Source organism: Vogesella margarita, assembly GCF_028548475.1.
Lineage (GTDB): Bacteria > Pseudomonadota > Gammaproteobacteria > Burkholderiales > Chromobacteriaceae > Vogesella > Vogesella margarita.
This window is the reverse complement of record NZ_JAQQLE010000007.1, coordinates 125,448-142,250: the sequence shown is the minus strand read 5'-3', so window position 1 is coordinate 142,250 and position 16,803 is coordinate 125,448. Positions and strand designations below refer to the sequence as shown.

Below are 16,803 nucleotides of genomic sequence, written 5' to 3'. Positions count from 1 at the left end.
GGACGATCATGAACTTTCGCCGTCACCGTCATCGCGAAGAGCCGGAAATCAACTTCATCCCGCTGATCGACTTGCTGCTGGTCATCCTCATCTTCCTGATGGTGACCACCACCTACGCCCGTTTTTCCGAACTCGAAGTCAACCTGCCGCAGGCCAGCGGACCGGCGGAAATGCAGAAGGATAGCCGCCTGCGCGTCGACGTCAGCGCCAGCGGCAGCTACGCGGTGGACGGCCAGGCCGTGGCCGGCAGCGACGTGGCGCAGCTCGGCGAGCGCTTGAAGCGCGAGGCCAGCGGCAAGAACCCGGCGCCGGTGGTGGTGATCAATGCCGACGCCAAGGCCAGCCACCAGGCGGTGGTGACGGTGATGGAGGCGGCCCGCCTCGCCGGCCTGCTGCAGCTGACCTTCGCTACCCAGCAGGGGACACCGTGACCCGGCTTGAGCGGCACTGGTATCAGCCATCGTGGTGGATGACAGCCCTTCTGGCCTTGCCGGAAGGGCTTTTTGCGCTGCTGGCGGCCTTGCGGCGCACGGCCTATCGGCTGGGCTGGTGCCAGGCCAGGCAATTGCCGGTGCCGGTGGTGGTGATCGGCAACATCAATGTCGGCGGTGTCGGCAAGACGCCGCTGACACTGGCGCTGCTGCAGGACTTTGCCCGACTGGGCGTGCCGGTGGGCGTGATCAGCCGCGGCTACGGCGGCGCGCACCGGCAGCCGACGCTGGTGACACCGCATAGCAGCGCCGCCGAGGTCGGCGACGAGCCCTTGCTGCTGGCCGCCAGCGGCGCGCCGGTGGTGGTGGGGCGCGATCGCGTCGCCGCCGGCCGCCACCTGCTGGACCTGTATCCGCAGACCCGTTTCATCCTCAGCGACGACGGGCTGCAGCACTACGCGCTGGCGCGCACGCTGGAGATCGTCGTGCTCGACGGTGCGCGTGGGGTCGGCAACGGCCACCTGCTGCCGAACGGCCCGCTGCGCGAACCGGTGTCAAGGTTGGCCGCAGCCGATGCGCTGGTGGTCAATGGCGAATCGCGCACCGCGCTGCGCCTGCCGGCGTCGGTGCCACAGTTCCGGCAGCACCTGCAGGCCCGCGATTTTGTTCACGCCGCCGGCCAGCTATCGCCGCGCCGTGCCGCCGACTTTGCCGGCCAGCGTGTGGTGGCGGTGGCCGGCATCGGCCATCCGGAACGCTTTTTCCGCACCCTGCGCGAGCTGGGCGTGGAACTGGCGGCCACGCACGCCTTTCCCGACCACCACCAGTTCGTCGCTGCCGATCTGCCGCAGGATGCCGACGCGGTGATCGTCACCGCCAAGGATGCGGTTAAGTTGCAGTGCATCAATCATGCTAGACTATGGGTTCTGCCGGTTTCGGCCCGGCTGGAGCCGGACCTGTCCGCGTGGATTCTGTCCCAACTGGAACGAAAAAATGGACGCAAAATTTCTTGAAATCCTGGTTTGCCCGCTGTGCAAAGGCCCGCTGGTCTACAACAAGGGCGCGCAGGAACTGATCTGCAAGGGTGACCGCCTGGCCTACCCGATCCGTGACGGCATCCCGATGATGCTGGAAGGCGAAGCCCGCGAGCTGGCCGCCGAGGAAGAAGTGAAATGAACGGTTTCGTAGTGGTGATTCCGGCGCGCCTGGCCTCCAGCCGCCTGCCGGAAAAACCGCTGGCGGATATCGGCGGCAAGCCGATGGTGGTCCGCGTCGCCGAGCGCGCCGCGCAATCGGCCGCCAGCCGCGTGATCGTGGCCACCGACGATGCCCGCATCGAGGCGGTCTGCCGCCAGCATGGCGTCGAGGTGCTGCTGACACGCGCCGACCATCCCAGCGGCACCGATCGTCTGGCCGAGGTCGCCGCGCTGCTGGCGCTGCCGGACGACGCGATCGTGGTCAATGTGCAGGGCGACGAGCCGCTGATCGACCCGGCGCTGATCGACCGCCTGGCCGCGCTGATGGCGGTGCGCGCGGTGCCGATGGCCACCGTGGCGCACGCGATTCACGACGCCGCCGAGATGTTCAATCCGAATGTGGTGAAGGTGGTGCTCGACCAGCACGGCAAGGCGCTGTATTTCAGCCGTGCGCCGATCCCCTACGCCCGCGACGCCTTCGCCGCCGACAAGACACAGCTGCCGCCCGGCCTGCCGGTGTATCGCCACATCGGCATGTACGCCTACCGTGCCAGCCTGCTGCACACCTACGGCAGCCTCGCCCCGGCGCCGCTGGAGCAGTTCGAGGCGCTGGAGCAGCTGCGCATGCTGTGGCACGGATACGACATCGTCGTGGAGTGCGTGGCCGAGGCGCCACCTGCCGGCGTCGACACGCCGGAGGATCTGGCACGGGTGCGCGCCTACTTTGCGGCCAACCTTTCCGGATAACACAACGAAGTTAACGATGGGAGTAAAGAGATGAAATTGATTCTGTTGGGCGCTCCTGGCGCCGGTAAAGGTACCCAAGCCAACTACATCCGCGAGAAATTCGGCATTCCGCAAATCTCGACCGGCGACATGCTGCGTGCGGCGGTGAAGGCCGGTACCCCGCTGGGTGTGGAAGCGAAAAAGATCATGGATGCCGGCGGCCTGGTGCGCGACGACATCATCATCGGTCTGGTCAAGGAGCGCATCGCCGAAGCGGATTGCGCCAACGGTTTCCTGTTCGACGGTTTCCCGCGCACCATTCCGCAGGCGGAAGCGATGAAGGAAGCCGGCGTTGACATCGACTTCGTGGTCGAAATCGACGTGCCGGACGAGAACATCATCGACCGCATGTCCGGCCGCCGTGTACACGTGGCTTCCGGCCGCACCTACCACGTCAAGTACAACCCGCCGAAGGTGGAAGGCGTGGACGACGAGACCGGCGAAGCACTTGTACAGCGTGACGACGACAAGGCGGAAACCGTGAAGAAGCGTCTCGACGTTTATCACGAGCAGACCGAAGTGCTGGTCGGCTTCTACTCCAAGATGGCCGCTTCCGGCGATGCCAAGGCACCGCAGTACGTGAAGATCGACGGTACCCAGGCGGTGGAAACCGTACGTGACAACGTGCTGACGGCACTGGGCGCCTGAGTCCGGTCGCATCGCAGGCAAGCAAAAAGGCAGCTCAGGCTGCCTTTTTTGTTGCCGTCGAGGCGCGGTGACGGGATTCAGCCACCGCTTGCTGAGCGACGCGGTAGCGGGATCTTCTGCAGGATCAGGCCGCCCAGAATCAGTGCCAGACCGTTGAGGGTGGAGGGCAGGATCTGTTCGCCGATCAGCAGGTAGATCAGCACGAGTGACAGCAATGGCGACAGGAAGATCAGGTTGGCGATGCGCGCGGTGCTGCTGGTCAGCTTCATCGCCGCCAGCCACAGCACGAAGGTGAAGCCCATCTCCAGTGCGCCGACATAGGCGGCACCGGCGATGCCTTGCCACGCCACCGCGCCCAGCTCGCCGCGCCACAGGCACCACAGCCCGGCCAGCGGCAGCGCGAACAGGAAGTTCAGCGTTAGCCCCAGCACCGGTTCGCGCCGGTCGCGGGTATTGCACAGCCAGTAGCCGGCCCACAGCACGGTGGAGACCAGCGCATAGCCGACACCGGCCATGTTGCTGAACTCCAGTGCCAGAGGTTGGCCGCGGGTGGCGATCACCAGCACGCCGGTGTAGCACACCAGCGCCGCCAGCGCGTCCTGCGCTCGCGGTTTCTGCTTCAGCACCGGGATGGCGAGCAGGGTCATGGTCAGCGCCCAGGTGTAGTTGATCGCCTGCGCTTCCTGTGCCGGCAGCAGGTCGTAGGCCTGGAACAGGATCAGGTAGTAGACGAAGGGGTTGACCGCGCCCAGCAGCAGCGAGCGCCGCCAGTGCTGGCGCAGCGCCGGCAGCAGTTCGCCGAGGCGGCCCTGCCAGGCGAGGATGGACAGCAGCGACAGCAGCGAAAAGGCGCTGGCGTACAGCACCAGCTGCGCCGGGCTGAGATGTTGCAGGCTGATCTTGAAGACGGTGGCCACGGTGGACCAGGCGAGCACGGCACCAAGGCCGTAGAGATAGGCTTTTTGTTGCGAGGTCAAAACGGGGGCTTTCTGTGGGGGTGGTCGTGGTCAGTGGCGGCGAGTTGCTGGTTGAGCAGCTCTTGCATCAGCGGCAACGTGCTGCTGGCGCGCAGGCCGATCGGGCCGCCGGCGTCGGCCAGATAGCGGTCGCCGGCGCTGGCGTGCAGCCACACCGCGTTGCCGGCGGCGCTGGTTTCGTCCTGACCCTGTGCCAGCAGCGCGGCGATGCTGCCGCTGAGGATGTCGCCCTGGCCGGCACTGGCCAGCGCCGCGTTGCCGCCAGTGCATAGCCGGTAATAGCCATCGGGGCCGCAGAGCAGCGAACCGGCGCCCTTGAGTACGGCGATCACGCCAAGGTTGGCCGCAAGGCGGCGCACCGCAGCGAGGCGGTCCTGTTGCACGGTGGCGGTGCTGCAGCCGAGCAGGCGTGCCGCCTCGGCCGGATGCGGAGTGATGACAGCCGGGCGCGGGCGCTGGCGCAGCTGTTGCTGCAAGGCCTGGTCGCCGGCCAGCAGGTTGAGGGCGTCGGCGTCGAGCAGCAGCGCACCGGGATGGGCCAGCACGCCGGCGAGAATGCGGTGTGCCTGCGGACTCTGGCCGAGACCGGGGCCGATGGCGACCACCTCGTCGGCGGCCAGGCTACTGCTGCCCAGCGGCGCGATCATCAGCTCCGGCCACAGCGGGTCCAGCGCCAGCCGTGCATCCAGGCTGTGGATGCGCACCTTGCCGGCACCCAGTGCCAGCGCGGCACGACCGGCGAGCAGCGCTGCGCCGCCCATGCCGGCGCAGCCGCCGATGATGCTGACGCAACCGAAGCTGCCCTTGTTGCTGTTGTGACGGCGCCGCAGCGGCGCAAGGTTGGCCGCCAGCAGTTCGCCCTGTGGTGCCGGCACCAGTGCCGGTGGGCAGTCGAGGGGCAGCAGCTCGATGTTGCCGCTGTAGTCGCGCCCGTCGGCGGTGAACAGCCCCGGCTTGTGGCACAGCAGCGCCAGGGTATGCTCGGCGGGGAGGGCGGCGCCCTGTACGCAGCCGCTCCAGGCGTTAAGGCCGCTGGGCACGTCCAGCGCCACCCGCGGGCAGGGCAGGGCGTCCAGTGCGGCGATGTGCGCCAGCCAGCCGGCATCCAGCGGCCGGTTCAGGCCGGCGCCGAACAGGCCGTCGATCAGCAGTGCCGGTGGCGGTAGCTGCGCCAGCTCCGTATCGAGCCGGCCGCCGGCAGCGAGGTACTGCTGTTCTGCCGCCTGCGCGGCGGCGGTGGCCGGCGGCTGCGGCTGCCATACGCCGACGGTGTAATCGGTCAGCAGCAGCCGTGCCGCAATCAGCGCATCACCGCCATTGTTGCCGCTACCAGCGGCGAACAGCAGCCGGCGTGGCGGCGGGTAGTGCTGGCGCAGCCACTGCGCGATGGCGGCACCGGCGCGGGCCATCAGATCGAGACCGGCCTGCGCCGCCTGCTGCTCCCACTGCCGCAGCGCGGCGGCGTCGATCAGCGCGCGTTCATTCGCCGGCATGGTGACTCTCTCCCCAGCGCGGCAGCAGCTGGTGCGGTACCGCCAGCTGGTCGAGGATGCGCGCGACCACGAAGTCGACCATGTCGTCGATAGTCTGCGGGTGGGTGTAGAAACCGGGTGACGGCGGCAGGATGCAGACGCCGAGGCGGGCCAGCCTGAGCATGTTTTCGAGGTGGATCACCGACAACGGCGCTTCGCGCGGCACCAGCACCAGCTTGCGCTGTTCCTTCAGCATCACGTCGGCGGCGCGCTCGATCAGGTTGTCGCTCATGCCGTGCGCGACCGCGGCGAGGGTGCCCATCGAGCACGGGCAGATCACCATCGCGTCAGCCGGGTTGGAGCCGGAAGCGGGCGGCGCAAACCAGGCCTCGCGCCCGAACACCGCCAGCTGCCCGTCGGCAGCCTGGTAGCGCTCCTGTAGCCACTGCTGGAAGCCCTCTGGTCGCGACGGCAGCGTCAGGTTCATTTCCTGCTTCGCCACCACCTGTGCTGCCTGCGAGTACATCACCCACACCCGCTTGCCGGCGAGGAGCAGGCATTCGATCAGGCGCAGGCCGTAGGGCAGGCCGGAGGCACCGGTGAGGGCGACGGTTACGGTGTCAATCTTTGTCATGCGCTTGTACCAGATGGCTTGCGATCAGTCCGTTGGCCAGGCCGCCGAGCAGGGCGGTCAGTGCCAGTGGCGGAAACAGTAACAGTATATTGTCGTAGGGGATCAGAAACAGCCTGACCAGCAGCAATTGTCCCAGCAGATGGGCCTGCGCCGCCAGCAGGCTGTGGCTGACCAGGCTGAAATGGCGGGACGGCAGCACACGGCAGGCACCCAGCAGCAGCAGGCTGGCCAGTGCGCCGCCAAGGCTGAGCCAGAAACCGGGGGTGAACAGGCTGCCCAGCAGCAGGCCGGCGCCGACGACGCGCAGCAGCGTGACCCACACCGCGGCGCGCCAGCCCAGGGTGTGCAGCGCGAACAGGGTCATGATGTTGGCCAGCCCCGGCTTGACGCCGGGCAGCGGCGACGGGATGGCAGCATCGACCATGCCAAGTGCGATGGCCAGTGCGGCCAGGCTGGCGATGCGGTGATCGTCGGCGCTGGCCTGCAGCGTGCGTTCAGTAGGCGAGCGAGTCATGGGCTAGGCGCGGGCCGGCCAGCTCGATGCTGACGCGGTTGGGCAGGCACACGGCGATGTCGCCGCTGTGGCGCAGCCAGCCCTGCTGCACGCAGTACTGGCGCGGGCTAGGGTCGCGGCGGATGCGGGCCTGGCCGTCGCGGATTTCGATTTCGGTCAGTCCCAGCGGGCCGCGGGCGACATGGAGGCGGTTCAGGCGCAGCGGCAGGCGGACGGTTTCGCTACCGTTCTGGCGCACGATGACTTCGCTGGCCTCGCCGGCGTGACGGCCAAGCTGCAGGAAGGCGACCACTAGCAGTGCGCACAGTGCCAGCAGCACCAGATAGTCCCCGGCCTTGAACATTGCCGGTTTATTTTTTGATCGGGAGCTGGCGGTGGCGCAGCAGGACCTGCTCGCCGGCAAAGGCCTTGGCCAGCTGTTCGGCGAGGTAGACCGAGCGGTGCTGGCCGCCGGTGCAGCCGATGGCGATGGTGACGTAGCTGCGGTTGTCCTGGCGGAAGCGCGGCAGCCAGTTTTGCAGGAACTGGCGGATGTCGGCCAGCATCTGTGTCACGCTGGCTTCGCCCTCGAAGAAGCGGCAGATGGCCTCGTCCTGGCCGGTCAGCGGCCGCAACGCGACTTCATAGTAGGGGTTGGGCAGGCAGCGCACGTCGAACACGAAGTCGGCATCCAGCGGCAGGCCGTGCTTGAAGCCGAACGATTCGAACACCAGGGTCAGGCTGTCACTGTTTGCGTCTACCAGTAGTTTGACCCAGGCGCGCAGCGCATTGGCAGACAGATGGCTGGTGTCGATGCGGTGCCCCAGCTCGGGGATGTACTCCAGCATCTCGCGTTCGAGGCGGATGCATTCCTCCACCGTCAGGCCGTTGCCGGACAGCGGGTGGCGGCGGCGCGTCTCCGAGAAGCGCTGTACCAGCACTTCGGTGCTGGCTTCCAGATAGATCAGGCGGACATCGACCTGCATCGCTTTCAGGTTGGCCATCACCTCCGGCAATGCGGCCAACGTTGGCGCCGAACGGGTGTCGACGCTGATGGCGACCTGCTGGTAGCCTTGTTCGCTGTACAGCGCGACCACATCGGTGAGCATGGTGGCCGGCAGGTTGTCGACGCAGTAATAGCCATTGTCTTCCAGGAGGCGCAGGGCGACAGACTTGCCGGAGCCGGACAGGCCGCTAATCAGAATCAGCTGCATGTTCCTGGTCCCGTAGCAGGTTGGTGTGACGATCGATGAATTCGCGGGTGCTGTCGATGCCGCGCAGCTGCAGGATGTAGTTGCGAACTGCGGCTTCGACCAGTACCGCCAGGTTGCGGCCGGCAGCAACCGGCAGGATCACCTTGCGCACGGTAACGCCGAGGATGTCCTGCGTCTCGGACTGGATGTTAAGGCGGTCCAGCGTCTGCATCGCCTGGTCGTTGGCCTTCATCAGGTGGATGATCAGCTTCAGCACCTTTTTCGGGCGCACCGCGGTTTCGCCGAAAATGGTGCGGATATTGAGGATGCCGAGGCCGCGTACTTCGAGGAAGTCGCGCAGCAGGGCCGGGCAGCGCCCTTCCAGCGTTTCCGGGCCGATGCGGTACAGGTCGACCGCGTCGTCGGCGACCATGCCGTGGCCGCGCGAGATCAACTCCAGCGCCAGCTCGCTCTTGCCCATCGCCGAATCACCCATGATCAGCACGCCGATTTCCAGCACGTCGAGAAACACGCCGTGCATTACGGTGGAGACCGCCAGCGCGCGCGCCAGATAGATGCGCAGCACGTCCATCAGGTACGGGCTTTCCAGCGGCGTGCTCATCAGCGGCACATTGTGGCTCTGGCAGTAGTCGCGCAGCAGATTGGGCACCGGCTGCGCATTGGCGACGATCACCACCGCCATGGTGCGGTGGAACAGCTGGTCCAGTGCGGTGCGTGCCGCGGCCTGTTCCAGCTTGTCCAGGTATTCCACTTCCGCAAGGCCGAGTACCTGGACCCGGTTGGGGTGGATGAAGTTGAGGTGACCGACCAGTGCCTGGGTTGGCCGCTGTTCGTCATTGGAAATCAGGTTGTCGGAGCCGGAGCGGCCGGCGACCCAGCTCAGGTTGAGCTTGTGCTGATTGTCCTGGTACAGGCGGCGAACACTGATATTAGGCATGGTCTGGGGTATCGGAAATCAGGTCGAACAGCTTCTGCGCGTCGCAGGCCGGGTTGTTCATCTGCTCGCGCAGCGCCTTGCTGGAGAAGCGTTGTGCCAGCTCGGACAGTACCTGCAGGTGGATGTCGGTGGCCTGCTCCGGCACCAGCAGCACGAACAGCAGCGAAACCGGCTTGCCGTCGGGGGCGTCGAACGGAATCGGCGACTTCAGGCGGATGAAGATGCCGGTGGCTTCCTTCAGGCTCTTGATGCGGCCGTGCGGGATGGCGACGCCTTGCCCGAGGCCGGTGGAGCCGAGTTTTTCACGGGCAAACAAGCTGTCGAAGACATCGCTGCGCGCGATGGCGTGACTGTTTTCGACCATCAGGCCGACTTGTTCGAAGAGTCGCTTTTTGCTGGAAACGTCCATGTCAGCAATGACGTTGTCCACGGAGAGTATTTTACTGATCAAGCCCATAATGCCATTTGCCCGAAAAAATCGAGGGCCATTCTACGCTGAGTCCACGGAATACCATAGCGGAAAGCGCAGGATGATCGTCAGGAGAAAAAGCGGCGGCCAAAAAAAGAACGGATAAGCAAGCAGTGCTTGCATTATCCGTTTTTTGTTCAGAAAACCCTGATCAGAGCGATGCTTGCTCTTGCTCTTGCGGTACCGGCGCGCGATGTTCGACCTGTTTTTCCTTGAATTTCAGTACCTGACGATCCAGTTTGTCAGTCAGCAGGTCGATGGCTGCGTACATGTCCGCTTCGGTGGCTTCGGCATGGATGTCCTTGCCTGCCAGGTGGACATTGACTTCGGCTTTCTGTACCAGTTTGTCGACAGACAGTGTCACGTTGACACCGATCACGTTATCGACATGGCGGGTGATGCGTTCCAGTTTGCTTTCGATGTAGTCACGAAGCGCTGGGGTAACTTCGAGGTGGAGGCCGGTAATCTTGAGGTTCATACCCTAACTCCTTCTGTTGGTGCCATATCCGGACTGGGCATGGCGATCTTGTTATGAACAACCTAAAAAGTCTTGCGCTGGCTGACCGGCGGTATCTGCATGGCTTCACGATACTTGGCTACGGTTCTTCTTGCAACCTGTATGCCTTGTGCGACCAGCCTGTCGGCAATGGCGCTGTCAGACAGCGGTTTGTTGTGGTCTTCCGCATCGATGATCTGCCGGATCAGTGCCTTGATGGCGGTGGCGGAACATTCGCCACCACTGTCAGTATCGACCGAACTGCCAAAGAAATACTTGAGTTCGAACAAGCCACGGCTGCACAACAGGTATTTCTGCGTGGTGACACGGGAGATGGTTGACTCATGCAGGCCGAGTTCTTCCGCGATGTCTCGCAGGATGAGCGGGCGCATGGCCACTTCACCTTGTTCAAAGAACGCTTGCTGTCTGTCAACGATAGATTCTGCCACTTTCAGGATGGTGTCAAACCGTTGTTGAATGTTTTTCACCAGCCAGCGCGCCTCCTGCAGCTGGCCGCCGAGATTGTGGCTGCTGCCCTTCTGCTGCAGCATGCCGGCATACATCTGGTTGACGCGCAGCTTGGGCAGCGTGCCCTGGTTGAGACGCGCCACCCAGCGCTGCTGGCGTTTCACCACCAGGATGTCGGGTGCGACGTAGTGGGTCTCGCCCTGGTCGAAGCCGCTGCTGGGGCGTGGCCGCAGGCTGGCGAGCAGCGCGTGCGCGGTTTTCAGCTGCTGCTCGTCGATGGCCAGCAGCTTCTTGAGCTTGGTGAAGTCGCGGCTGCCCAACAGCGGCAGGTGCTGCTGCACCATGTCCAGCGCCAGCTGGCGCACCGCAGCCGGTGCCGGGTGTTGCTGCAGCTGCAGGCTGAGGAATTCGGTGAGGTTGCGGCTGCCGATGCCGGTTGGCTCGAACTGGGTCAGCAGCTTGCGCAGGCATTCCAGCTCGTCGGCTTCGACTTCCAGCTCCAGCGGCAGTTCGGCGGCGATGTCGTCCAGCGAGGTCGGCAGGTAGCCGTCGTCGTCCAGCTCGTCGATCAGCAGCGACATCAGCGCCTTGTCGCGCTGGCTGAGCTGGGTCTCGCCCATCTGTGCGGTCAGGTGTTCGCGCAGCGACGGCCGGCACGGGGTGTTGAGGATGGGGTCGAACTCGTCGTCGTCATCGTTGCGGCTACTGCCGCTCCCGCTGCTGCCCCAGTCGCCGAGTAGCTCGCCGTCGTCGCGGCTGCTGTCCGTTTCCGGCCGCTCCGGCTCGCTGCCGCTGTCCGTCACCGGCGAGTCGCTAGCGGGTGCCAGCACCGGCAACGGGCTGTCGGACTCTTCGGGGCCGTCGCTGCTGTCTGCACGCTCCAGCAGCGGGTTTTCCAGCAGATAGCGTTCCAGCTCGGCACTGAGATCCAGTGTCGACATCTGCAAGAGCTTGATCGACTGCTGCAGCTGGGGGGTGAGCGTGAGTTGCTGGCTGGTCTTGAGCTGGAGGGTCTGTTTCATGGCTTACAGATGGAAGTGTTCGCCCAGATACACCTGGCGAACCTGTTCGTTCAGTACCAGCGCTTCCGGCAGGCCGGAGGCGAGCACGCTGCCTTCGGAGATGATGTAGGCACGGTCACAGATGCGCAGCGTTTCGCGCACGTTGTGGTCGGTGATCAGCACGCCGATGCCGCGTTCCTTGAGGAAGGCGATGATTTTCTGGATGTCGATCACCGCGATCGGATCGACGCCGGCAAACGGCTCGTCCAGCAGGATGAAGCGCGGGCGGGTGGCCAGCACGCGGGCGATTTCCACGCGACGGCGCTCGCCGCCGGACAGCGCCAGCGCATTGGTGTCGCGCAGGTGGCCGATGTTGAGGTCGTCCAGCAGCAGGGTCAGCTCGTTTTCCAGCTCCTCGTCCTTCAGGCCGGCGATTTCCAGCACCGCGCGGATGTTCTCGTCCACCGTCATCTTGCGGAAGATCGACGCTTCCTGCGGCAGATAGCCGAGACCGAGCCGTGCGCGCTGGTGGATGGGCAGGTGGGTGATGGTCTGGCCGTCGAGGCGGATTTCACCGGCATCGGCGGCAATCAGGCCGACCACCATGTAGAAGCTGGTGGTCTTGCCGGCGCCGTTGGGGCCGAGCAGGCCGACCACTTCGCCGCTGGCGATATCCAGCGACACGTCGCGCACCACGGTGCGCTTCTTGAAGGTCTTCTTCAGGTGCTGGATGGAGAGCTGGCTTGGCGTCATGGCGTGCCCTGTGTCTTGGGCTGCAGGATCACCGTCACGCGGCCGCCGTTGCCGCTGGCGGCGGTGCCGCCGCTGGCCTGGTAGGTCTCGGTGGCGGTGTTGTAGACGATGACGGCGCCGCTGACCGAGTCCTGGCCGCGCTTGACGCGGGCGTTGCCGGTTAGGGTGGCAAGGTTGGCCGCAGTGTTGTAGTTGACATTGCTGGCGCTGCCTTCGACGTATTCACTGCTGCCGTCGACCTTCTGGCGGAAGGTGACCGGGCTGCCCTGCGCCTGCAGTTGCTGGTTGCCCTGCGCGTCGCGGGTCACGGTCACGCGCTGCGCCTTCAGGTTCAGCGTGCCCTGCACCAACACTACATTGCCCTCCCAGACCGTCACGCCTTTTTTCTGATCCATCGAGCCGCGGTCGGCGGACAGTTCGATCGGTTTTTCGCTGTCTGCCTTTTCGGCCATGACAGGGGCGCTCAGCACGAGGCCGGTCAGCGCGATCAGCACACTATGGCGCATAGGTAATCCTTACGTTGGACAGCAGGTTCAGCTGGCCGCTGTCCTGCTTGTAGATGAAGCCGGTCGCTTTCAGTCGCGAGGTGCCGTAGTCGGCCACCAGCGGAGCGTGGTTGCTGGCGCTGCGCGCCACGGTGTCGACATGCAGCACCGAGGTCTGCAGCAGGATGCCCGGGGCGGCAGCGGTGGCCTTGCGCTCCCAGCGCACATTATCGCTGAAGTCCGCCGTTTTCTGCTGCTTGTGGTAGCGCCCGGCCGCGGCCGTCACCGTGTAGTCGGGGATGCCCAGCTGGAACACTTCGATGCGCGGCTGACTGAGATAGACATTCGGATTGCGCGGCAGTTGCCACATCTGGGCCGCCTGCATGTACTGCTGCGGCCGGCCCTGGGCGTCGAAGCGCTTCGCCGTCAGCTGCTTGATGGTGTACTCCGGGCGGCTCAGGTCGAGCTTGGCCGGCGCATCGCCGCGCTGCATGGTCAGCACGTTGAGCCAGAAGGAGAGCAGGGCCATGCCCAGCATCAGCCCCAGCGGAAACAGGCGTGCGGCGCGGTTCATGCCAGGTAGCCGGCCATCAGGCGGTCGTAGTTGCCCTGTGCCTGCAGGATCAGCTCGCACAGCTCGCGCACCGCGCCCTGGCCGCCGCCGCAGCCGGTGACGAAGTGGGCGTGCTGGCGCACGAAGCTGGGCGCGTCGGGCACCGCTACCGCCAGGCCGACGCGGCTCATCACCGGCAGGTCGATGACGTCGTCACCGATATAGGCGCAGTCGGCGGCGTCAATACCGGTCTTCTGCAGCAGCTCGGCAAAGGCGGTGCGCTTGTCGTGCACGCCGGCGTAGTAGTGGTCGATGCCGAGGCCGCGGGCGCGGTGGGCGACGCCGGGCGCGTCGCGGCCGGTGATGATCGCCAGCTGCACGCCGGTGGACTGCAGCATGCGCAGGCCGTGGCCGTCCAGGGTGTTGAACGCTTTCAGCTCTTCGCCGCTGGCGGTGATGAAGATGCGGCCGTCGGTCAGCACGCCGTCTACATCCATGATCAGCAGTCGCGTGCGTTTGGCCAGTTCGGTGATGGTTTGCATGGTGTCTCTCAGACCACGCCTGCCTTGAGCAGGTCGTGCATGTTCAGGGCGCCCACCAGATTGCCGGCGCGGTCGGTGACCAAGAGGCCGTTGATCTTGTGGTGTTCCATTTCGTTGGCCGCTTCGGTGGCCAGACGGTGCGATTCGATGGTACGCGGCTGGCGCGCCATCACGTCGTCGATGCAGAGGCCGGCCAGGTCCAGTGTCTTGTCCAGCGTGCGGCGCAGGTCGCCGTCGGTAAAGATGCCGAGCAGCTGGCCGTCATTGGCGCAGACTGCAGTCATGCCGAGGCCCTTGCGTGTCATCTCCAAGAGTGCGTCCTTCAGGCTGCTGCCGCTGATGACCCGCGGCAGCGCGTCGCCTCCGTGCATCAGGTCGCTGATGTGAACCAGCAGCTTGCGGCCGAGGCTGCCACCAGGGTGCGACAGCGCAAAGTCTTCCGGCTTGAAGTCGCGTGCGTCGAGCAGTGCCACTGCTAGCGCGTCGCCGAGCGCCAGCGCCGCAGTGGTGCTGGCGGTCGGCGCCAGCCCCAGCGGGCAGGCTTCCTTCTCCACGCCGGCGTCAAGGTGGATGCTGGCCTCGGTCGCCAGCGTCGATTGCGGGCGCCCGGTCAGCGCGATGATCGGCACGCCCTTGCGCTTCAGCGCCGGCAACAGCGCCAGCAGCTCGTCGCTCTCGCCGGAGTTGGACAGCGCCAGCAGGATGTCGCGTTCGGTCAGCATGCCGAGGTCGCCGTGGGCGGCTTCCGCCGGGTGCATGAAAAACGCCGGCGTGCCGGTGCTGGCTAGCGTGGCGGCGATCTTGTTGCCGATGTGGCCGGACTTGCCCATGCCGCTGACCACCACCCGGCCTTCGCAGGCCAGGATCAGTTCGACCGCCGCGCTGAAGCTGTCGTCCAGCCGCGACGCCAGCCGGGTAATGGCGGCGGCTTCGATGGCGAGCACTTCGCGCGCCAGCGCGAGGCAGGATTGTTTTTGGTCATTTTTCATAATGCGCAATTATATCAGCTTATAATCGCCGGGCACCGCCTGGCGGGTGCAAGTTTTGCTTGAGCGCCATTCAACTCTCTTCTCTGGAGCCGTTTTTTCGATGCACTCCCTGTCTCCCATCGTGTTGGTATTGCTGGTCGCCGTGCTGGCGGTGACCGCGTGCCGCAGTCTGCGCGTACCACCCATGCTGGGTTACCTGGTGGTCGGTTTCATGGCCGGCCCCGGCGTGATGAACCTGATCCCGCTGGGTGAGGAGACCGAGTTCCTGGGCGAGATCGGCATCGTGTTCATGATGTTCTCCATCGGGCTGGAGTTCTCGCTGGCCAAGCTGAAGGCGATGAGGCAGCTGGTGTTCGGCATCGGCCTCGCGCAGGTGGTGCTGACCCTGTTCCTGATCGGTGCCATCGTGTGGTGGCTGACCGGCAGCCCGCTGGCCGGCTTTGCCGTCGGCGGTGCGCTGGCGCTGTCGTCGACGGCCATCGTCAGCAAGCTGCTGTCGGAGCGCCTGGAAATGGCGCAGCCGCACGGCCAGCTGGCGATCGGCGTGCTGCTGTTCCAGGACCTGGCGGTGGTGCCGCTGCTGATCCTGCTGCCGGCGTTTGCGGCCAACTCTGACCGCTTGTGGATGGATCTGGGCCTCGCGCTGCTCAAGGTGGTGGCGGTGATGAGCCTGCTGCTGGTGTTCGGCCAGCGCCTGATGCGGCCGTGGTTCCACTTGGTGGCGCGCCAGCGCTCCGGCGAGCTGTTCACCATCAACGTACTGCTGGTGACGCTGGGCATCGCCTTCCTCACCCAGCTGGCCGGCTTGTCCTTGGCGCTGGGCGCCTTCGTTGCCGGCATGCTGATCTCGGAAACGGAGTACCGCTTCCAGGTGGAGGAGGACATCAAGCCGTTCCGCGACATCCTGCTCGGCTTCTTCTTCGTCACCGTCGGCATGAAGCTGGACATCGGCGTGCTGCTCGACCGTGCCGGCGACATCGGCGTGATGCTGCTGCTGTTGCTGCCGGTCAAGCTGGCGGTGGTGTTCCTGCTGGCGCGGCTGTTCGGCCAGCGCGCGCGGGACAGCCTGAAGGGCGCGCTGGCGCTGGCGCAGGGCGGCGAGTTCGGCTTCGTGCTGCTGGCGCTGTCCGGCAACCTGGGCCTGATCTCGTCGCCGGTGGAGCAGTCGGCACTGGCGGCTATCGTGCTGTCGATGCTGGCGGCGCCGTTCCTGATCCAGCACGCCGAGCGCATCTGCAGCCGCCTGATCCGGCAGGACTGGGCGCTGCAGGCGGTCGACCTGCACCAGATACTGGTACAGAGCATGACCAAGGATGAACACGTGATCATCTGCGGTTACGGCCGCAGCGGCCAGTCGCTGGCGCGGCTGCTGGAGGCGGAGGGCATCTCCTTTTTCGCGCTGGACATGGACCCGGAGCGGGTGCGTGAGGCCGGTGAGGCGGGTGACCCGGTGGTGTTCGGCGACGCTGCCAAGCGCGAGGTGCTGATGGCGGCCGGCGCGATGCGCGCCAAGACGGTGGTGATCACCTTTGCCGACACCCACGCCTCGGAGCGCATCATTCACATGGTGCACGAGGTGCGCCGCGACCTGCCGGTGATCGTGCGCACCATCGACGACACCGACATCAACCGCCTGCGCGAGGCCGGCGCCGACGAGGTGGTGGCCGAGGTGATGGAGGGCAGCCTGATGCTGGCCTCGCACGCGCTGATGGTGATGGAGGTGCCGATGAGCCGTGTGCTGCGCCGCATCCGTACCGTGCGCGAACAGCGCTACAGCCTGTTCACCGGCTTCTTCCGCGGCGCCAGCGACGAGCTGGACGGCATCGACGACAGCGACCAGCCGCGCCTGCTCAGCGTGCAGCTGGTGGCCGGTGCTCACGCCATCGGCATGCCGCTGGGCGGGGTGAAGCTGGACAGTCTCGGCGTCGGGGTGCGCGGCATCCGCCGTCGCAACGTCCGTCTCGCCCACGTGGCGGCGGATTCGGAATTGCAGGAAGGCGACGTGCTGGTGCTGCTCGGCCGGCCCGCGGCACTGGCGCAGGCGGAGGCGCTGCTGCTGCAGGGCTAGTGTGGTGTGCGGACTTGTTGCCGGATTGCGGCCAACCTTGGCGTCAAGGTTGGCCGCAATGTTTTTGGGGAGTGCGCGGCGCGGGGTGTGATGTGGCACGGCTGTGTGAGCGGGACGCAAGAGCATTCCAGCGTGTTGCCACCGGCAGCGTACTGTCTCTGGTATTCAGCCTGCAGTGCATGCTGTTAGCA

21 protein-coding genes are annotated in these 16,803 nt (G+C 65.6%); 6 read left to right on the top strand and 15 right to left on the bottom strand.

Features of this window, described 5'->3' with window-relative positions; genetic code table 11:
- The first annotated feature begins 8 nt into the window (after window positions 1–8).
- Genes PQU96_RS09365 through adk form a run of 5 tightly spaced genes read left to right on the top strand, consistent with a single transcriptional unit; the run spans window position 9 to window position 3,061 of the window.
- Window positions 9–431: an ExbD/TolR family protein gene (locus tag PQU96_RS09365; protein ID WP_272772063.1), complete on the top strand. Its 423-nt coding sequence runs from the start codon at window positions 9–11 to the stop codon at window positions 429–431.
- A 38-nt stretch (window positions 432–469) separates the two neighbouring features.
- Entirely contained in the window at window positions 470–1,444 is a 975-nt protein-coding gene (gene lpxK, locus PQU96_RS09360) for a tetraacyldisaccharide 4'-kinase (protein ID WP_308446623.1), read from the top strand.
- A complete protein-coding gene (locus tag PQU96_RS09355) occupies window positions 1,425–1,607 on the top strand; it encodes a Trm112 family protein (protein WP_047966211.1) in 183 nt (60 codons plus the stop codon). Before lpxK ends, PQU96_RS09355 begins: the two co-directional genes overlap by 20 nt.
- Window positions 1,604–2,374: a 3-deoxy-manno-octulosonate cytidylyltransferase gene (kdsB, locus tag PQU96_RS09350; protein WP_272772061.1), complete on the top strand. Its 771-nt coding sequence runs from the start codon at window positions 1,604–1,606 to the stop codon at window positions 2,372–2,374. The genes PQU96_RS09355 and kdsB overlap by 4 nt, the downstream gene beginning before the upstream one ends.
- 30 nt (window positions 2,375–2,404) lie before the next feature.
- Window positions 2,405–3,061 (top strand): adenylate kinase, encoded by a 657-nt coding sequence (gene adk / locus PQU96_RS09345; protein ID WP_272772059.1) that lies wholly within the window; start codon window positions 2,405–2,407, stop codon window positions 3,059–3,061.
- A 77-nt stretch (window positions 3,062–3,138) separates the two neighbouring features.
- Here adk and PQU96_RS09340 read toward each other — a convergent pair whose 3' ends face one another.
- The 15 genes from PQU96_RS09340 to PQU96_RS09270 form a co-directional block, all read right to left on the bottom strand.
- A complete protein-coding gene (locus tag PQU96_RS09340; protein WP_272772058.1) occupies window positions 3,139–4,038 on the bottom strand; it encodes a DMT family transporter in 900 nt (299 codons plus the stop codon).
- On the bottom strand, window positions 4,035–5,531 hold the full coding sequence (locus PQU96_RS09335; RefSeq protein ID WP_272772057.1) for an NAD(P)H-hydrate dehydratase: 1,497 nt from the start codon (window positions 5,529–5,531) through the stop codon (window positions 4,035–4,037). The genes PQU96_RS09340 and PQU96_RS09335 overlap by 4 nt, the downstream gene beginning before the upstream one ends.
- Window positions 5,518–6,144 carry a flavin prenyltransferase UbiX gene (locus PQU96_RS09330; protein WP_272772055.1) on the bottom strand — a complete coding sequence of 209 codons (627 nt, stop codon included), beginning with the start codon at window positions 6,142–6,144 and terminating at the stop codon, window positions 5,518–5,520. The genes PQU96_RS09335 and PQU96_RS09330 overlap by 14 nt, the downstream gene beginning before the upstream one ends.
- On the bottom strand, window positions 6,131–6,658 hold the full coding sequence (locus PQU96_RS09325; RefSeq protein ID WP_272772053.1) for a Gx transporter family protein: 528 nt from the start codon (window positions 6,656–6,658) through the stop codon (window positions 6,131–6,133). Before PQU96_RS09325 ends, PQU96_RS09330 begins: the two co-directional genes overlap by 14 nt.
- Complete coding sequence (locus tag PQU96_RS09320; protein ID WP_272772052.1) at window positions 6,639–7,001, bottom strand: NusG domain II-containing protein; 363 nt, start codon at window positions 6,999–7,001, stop codon at window positions 6,639–6,641. The genes PQU96_RS09325 and PQU96_RS09320 overlap by 20 nt, the downstream gene beginning before the upstream one ends.
- A gap of 7 nt (window positions 7,002–7,008) precedes the next feature.
- Window positions 7,009–7,851, bottom strand: coding sequence for an RNase adapter RapZ (gene rapZ / locus PQU96_RS09315; protein WP_272772051.1), 843 nt, complete (start codon window positions 7,849–7,851; stop codon window positions 7,009–7,011).
- Window positions 7,832–8,788: an HPr(Ser) kinase/phosphatase gene (gene hprK / locus PQU96_RS09310; RefSeq protein ID WP_272772049.1), complete on the bottom strand. Its 957-nt coding sequence runs from the start codon at window positions 8,786–8,788 to the stop codon at window positions 7,832–7,834. Before hprK ends, rapZ begins: the two co-directional genes overlap by 20 nt.
- On the bottom strand, window positions 8,781–9,245 hold the full coding sequence (ptsN, locus tag PQU96_RS09305) for a PTS IIA-like nitrogen regulatory protein PtsN (protein WP_272772048.1): 465 nt from the start codon (window positions 9,243–9,245) through the stop codon (window positions 8,781–8,783). The genes hprK and ptsN overlap by 8 nt, the downstream gene beginning before the upstream one ends.
- Window positions 9,246–9,408: 163 nt before the next feature.
- Complete coding sequence (hpf, locus tag PQU96_RS09300; protein WP_272772045.1) at window positions 9,409–9,735, bottom strand: ribosome hibernation-promoting factor, HPF/YfiA family; 327 nt, start codon at window positions 9,733–9,735, stop codon at window positions 9,409–9,411.
- A gap of 62 nt (window positions 9,736–9,797) precedes the next feature.
- Window positions 9,798–11,243 carry an RNA polymerase factor sigma-54 gene (locus tag PQU96_RS09295; protein ID WP_272772044.1) on the bottom strand — a complete coding sequence of 482 codons (1,446 nt, stop codon included), beginning with the start codon at window positions 11,241–11,243 and terminating at the stop codon, window positions 9,798–9,800.
- 3 nt (window positions 11,244–11,246) lie between these two features.
- Complete coding sequence (gene lptB, locus PQU96_RS09290) at window positions 11,247–11,975, bottom strand: LPS export ABC transporter ATP-binding protein (RefSeq protein WP_272772043.1); 729 nt, start codon at window positions 11,973–11,975, stop codon at window positions 11,247–11,249.
- Entirely contained in the window at window positions 11,972–12,481 is a 510-nt protein-coding gene (gene lptA, locus PQU96_RS09285; RefSeq protein WP_272772042.1) for a lipopolysaccharide transport periplasmic protein LptA, read from the bottom strand. Before lptA ends, lptB begins: the two co-directional genes overlap by 4 nt.
- Window positions 12,471–13,034 (bottom strand): LPS export ABC transporter periplasmic protein LptC, encoded by a 564-nt coding sequence (gene lptC, locus PQU96_RS09280; protein ID WP_272772040.1) that lies wholly within the window; start codon window positions 13,032–13,034, stop codon window positions 12,471–12,473. Before lptC ends, lptA begins: the two co-directional genes overlap by 11 nt.
- Window positions 13,031–13,555 carry a 3-deoxy-manno-octulosonate-8-phosphatase KdsC gene (kdsC, locus tag PQU96_RS09275; protein WP_272772039.1) on the bottom strand — a complete coding sequence of 175 codons (525 nt, stop codon included), beginning with the start codon at window positions 13,553–13,555 and terminating at the stop codon, window positions 13,031–13,033. Before kdsC ends, lptC begins: the two co-directional genes overlap by 4 nt.
- Window positions 13,556–13,563: 8 nt before the next feature.
- Entirely contained in the window at window positions 13,564–14,544 is a 981-nt protein-coding gene (locus PQU96_RS09270; protein ID WP_272772038.1) for a KpsF/GutQ family sugar-phosphate isomerase, read from the bottom strand.
- Window positions 14,545–14,644: 100 nt separating this feature from the next.
- Between PQU96_RS09270 and PQU96_RS09265 the strand changes: the two genes are divergently transcribed.
- Window positions 14,645–16,612 (top strand): monovalent cation:proton antiporter family protein, encoded by a 1,968-nt coding sequence (locus tag PQU96_RS09265; protein ID WP_272772037.1) that lies wholly within the window; start codon window positions 14,645–14,647, stop codon window positions 16,610–16,612.
- The last annotated feature ends 191 nt before the right edge of the window (window positions 16,613–16,803 follow it).

What these genes read in the sequence shown, in the direction of transcription:
- kdsC (WP_272772039.1), bottom strand. Translation starts at nt 13,555, where the DNA reads ATGCAAACCATCACCGAACTGGCCAAACGCACGCGACTGCTGATCATG.
- rapZ (WP_272772051.1), bottom strand. Translation starts at nt 7,851, where the DNA reads ATGCAGCTGATTCTGATTAGCGGCCTGTCCGGCTCCGGCAAGTCTGTC.
- PQU96_RS09295 (WP_272772044.1), bottom strand. Translation starts at nt 11,243, where the DNA reads ATGAAACAGACCCTCCAGCTCAAGACCAGCCAGCAACTCACGCTCACC.
- kdsB (WP_272772061.1), top strand. Translation starts at nt 1,604, where the DNA reads ATGAACGGTTTCGTAGTGGTGATTCCGGCGCGCCTGGCCTCCAGCCGC.
- PQU96_RS09335 (WP_272772057.1), bottom strand. Translation starts at nt 5,531, where the DNA reads ATGCCGGCGAATGAACGCGCGCTGATCGACGCCGCCGCGCTGCGGCAG.
- PQU96_RS09365 (WP_272772063.1), top strand. Translation starts at nt 9, where the DNA reads ATGAACTTTCGCCGTCACCGTCATCGCGAAGAGCCGGAAATCAACTTC.
- lptB (WP_272772043.1), bottom strand. Translation starts at nt 11,975, where the DNA reads ATGACGCCAAGCCAGCTCTCCATCCAGCACCTGAAGAAGACCTTCAAG.
- adk (WP_272772059.1), top strand. Translation starts at nt 2,405, where the DNA reads ATGAAATTGATTCTGTTGGGCGCTCCTGGCGCCGGTAAAGGTACCCAA.
- ptsN (WP_272772048.1), bottom strand. Translation starts at nt 9,245, where the DNA reads ATGGGCTTGATCAGTAAAATACTCTCCGTGGACAACGTCATTGCTGAC.
- PQU96_RS09330 (WP_272772055.1), bottom strand. Translation starts at nt 6,144, where the DNA reads ATGACAAAGATTGACACCGTAACCGTCGCCCTCACCGGTGCCTCCGGC.
- lptA (WP_272772042.1), bottom strand. Translation starts at nt 12,481, where the DNA reads ATGCGCCATAGTGTGCTGATCGCGCTGACCGGCCTCGTGCTGAGCGCC.
- PQU96_RS09355 (WP_047966211.1), top strand. Translation starts at nt 1,425, where the DNA reads ATGGACGCAAAATTTCTTGAAATCCTGGTTTGCCCGCTGTGCAAAGGC.
- PQU96_RS09270 (WP_272772038.1), bottom strand. Translation starts at nt 14,544, where the DNA reads ATGAAAAATGACCAAAAACAATCCTGCCTCGCGCTGGCGCGCGAAGTG.
- lpxK (WP_308446623.1), top strand. Translation starts at nt 470, where the DNA reads ATGACAGCCCTTCTGGCCTTGCCGGAAGGGCTTTTTGCGCTGCTGGCG.
- PQU96_RS09320 (WP_272772052.1), bottom strand. Translation starts at nt 7,001, where the DNA reads ATGTTCAAGGCCGGGGACTATCTGGTGCTGCTGGCACTGTGCGCACTG.
- hpf (WP_272772045.1), bottom strand. Translation starts at nt 9,735, where the DNA reads ATGAACCTCAAGATTACCGGCCTCCACCTCGAAGTTACCCCAGCGCTT.
- hprK (WP_272772049.1), bottom strand. Translation starts at nt 8,788, where the DNA reads ATGCCTAATATCAGTGTTCGCCGCCTGTACCAGGACAATCAGCACAAG.
- PQU96_RS09265 (WP_272772037.1), top strand. Translation starts at nt 14,645, where the DNA reads ATGCACTCCCTGTCTCCCATCGTGTTGGTATTGCTGGTCGCCGTGCTG.
- PQU96_RS09325 (WP_272772053.1), bottom strand. Translation starts at nt 6,658, where the DNA reads ATGACTCGCTCGCCTACTGAACGCACGCTGCAGGCCAGCGCCGACGAT.
- lptC (WP_272772040.1), bottom strand. Translation starts at nt 13,034, where the DNA reads ATGAACCGCGCCGCACGCCTGTTTCCGCTGGGGCTGATGCTGGGCATG.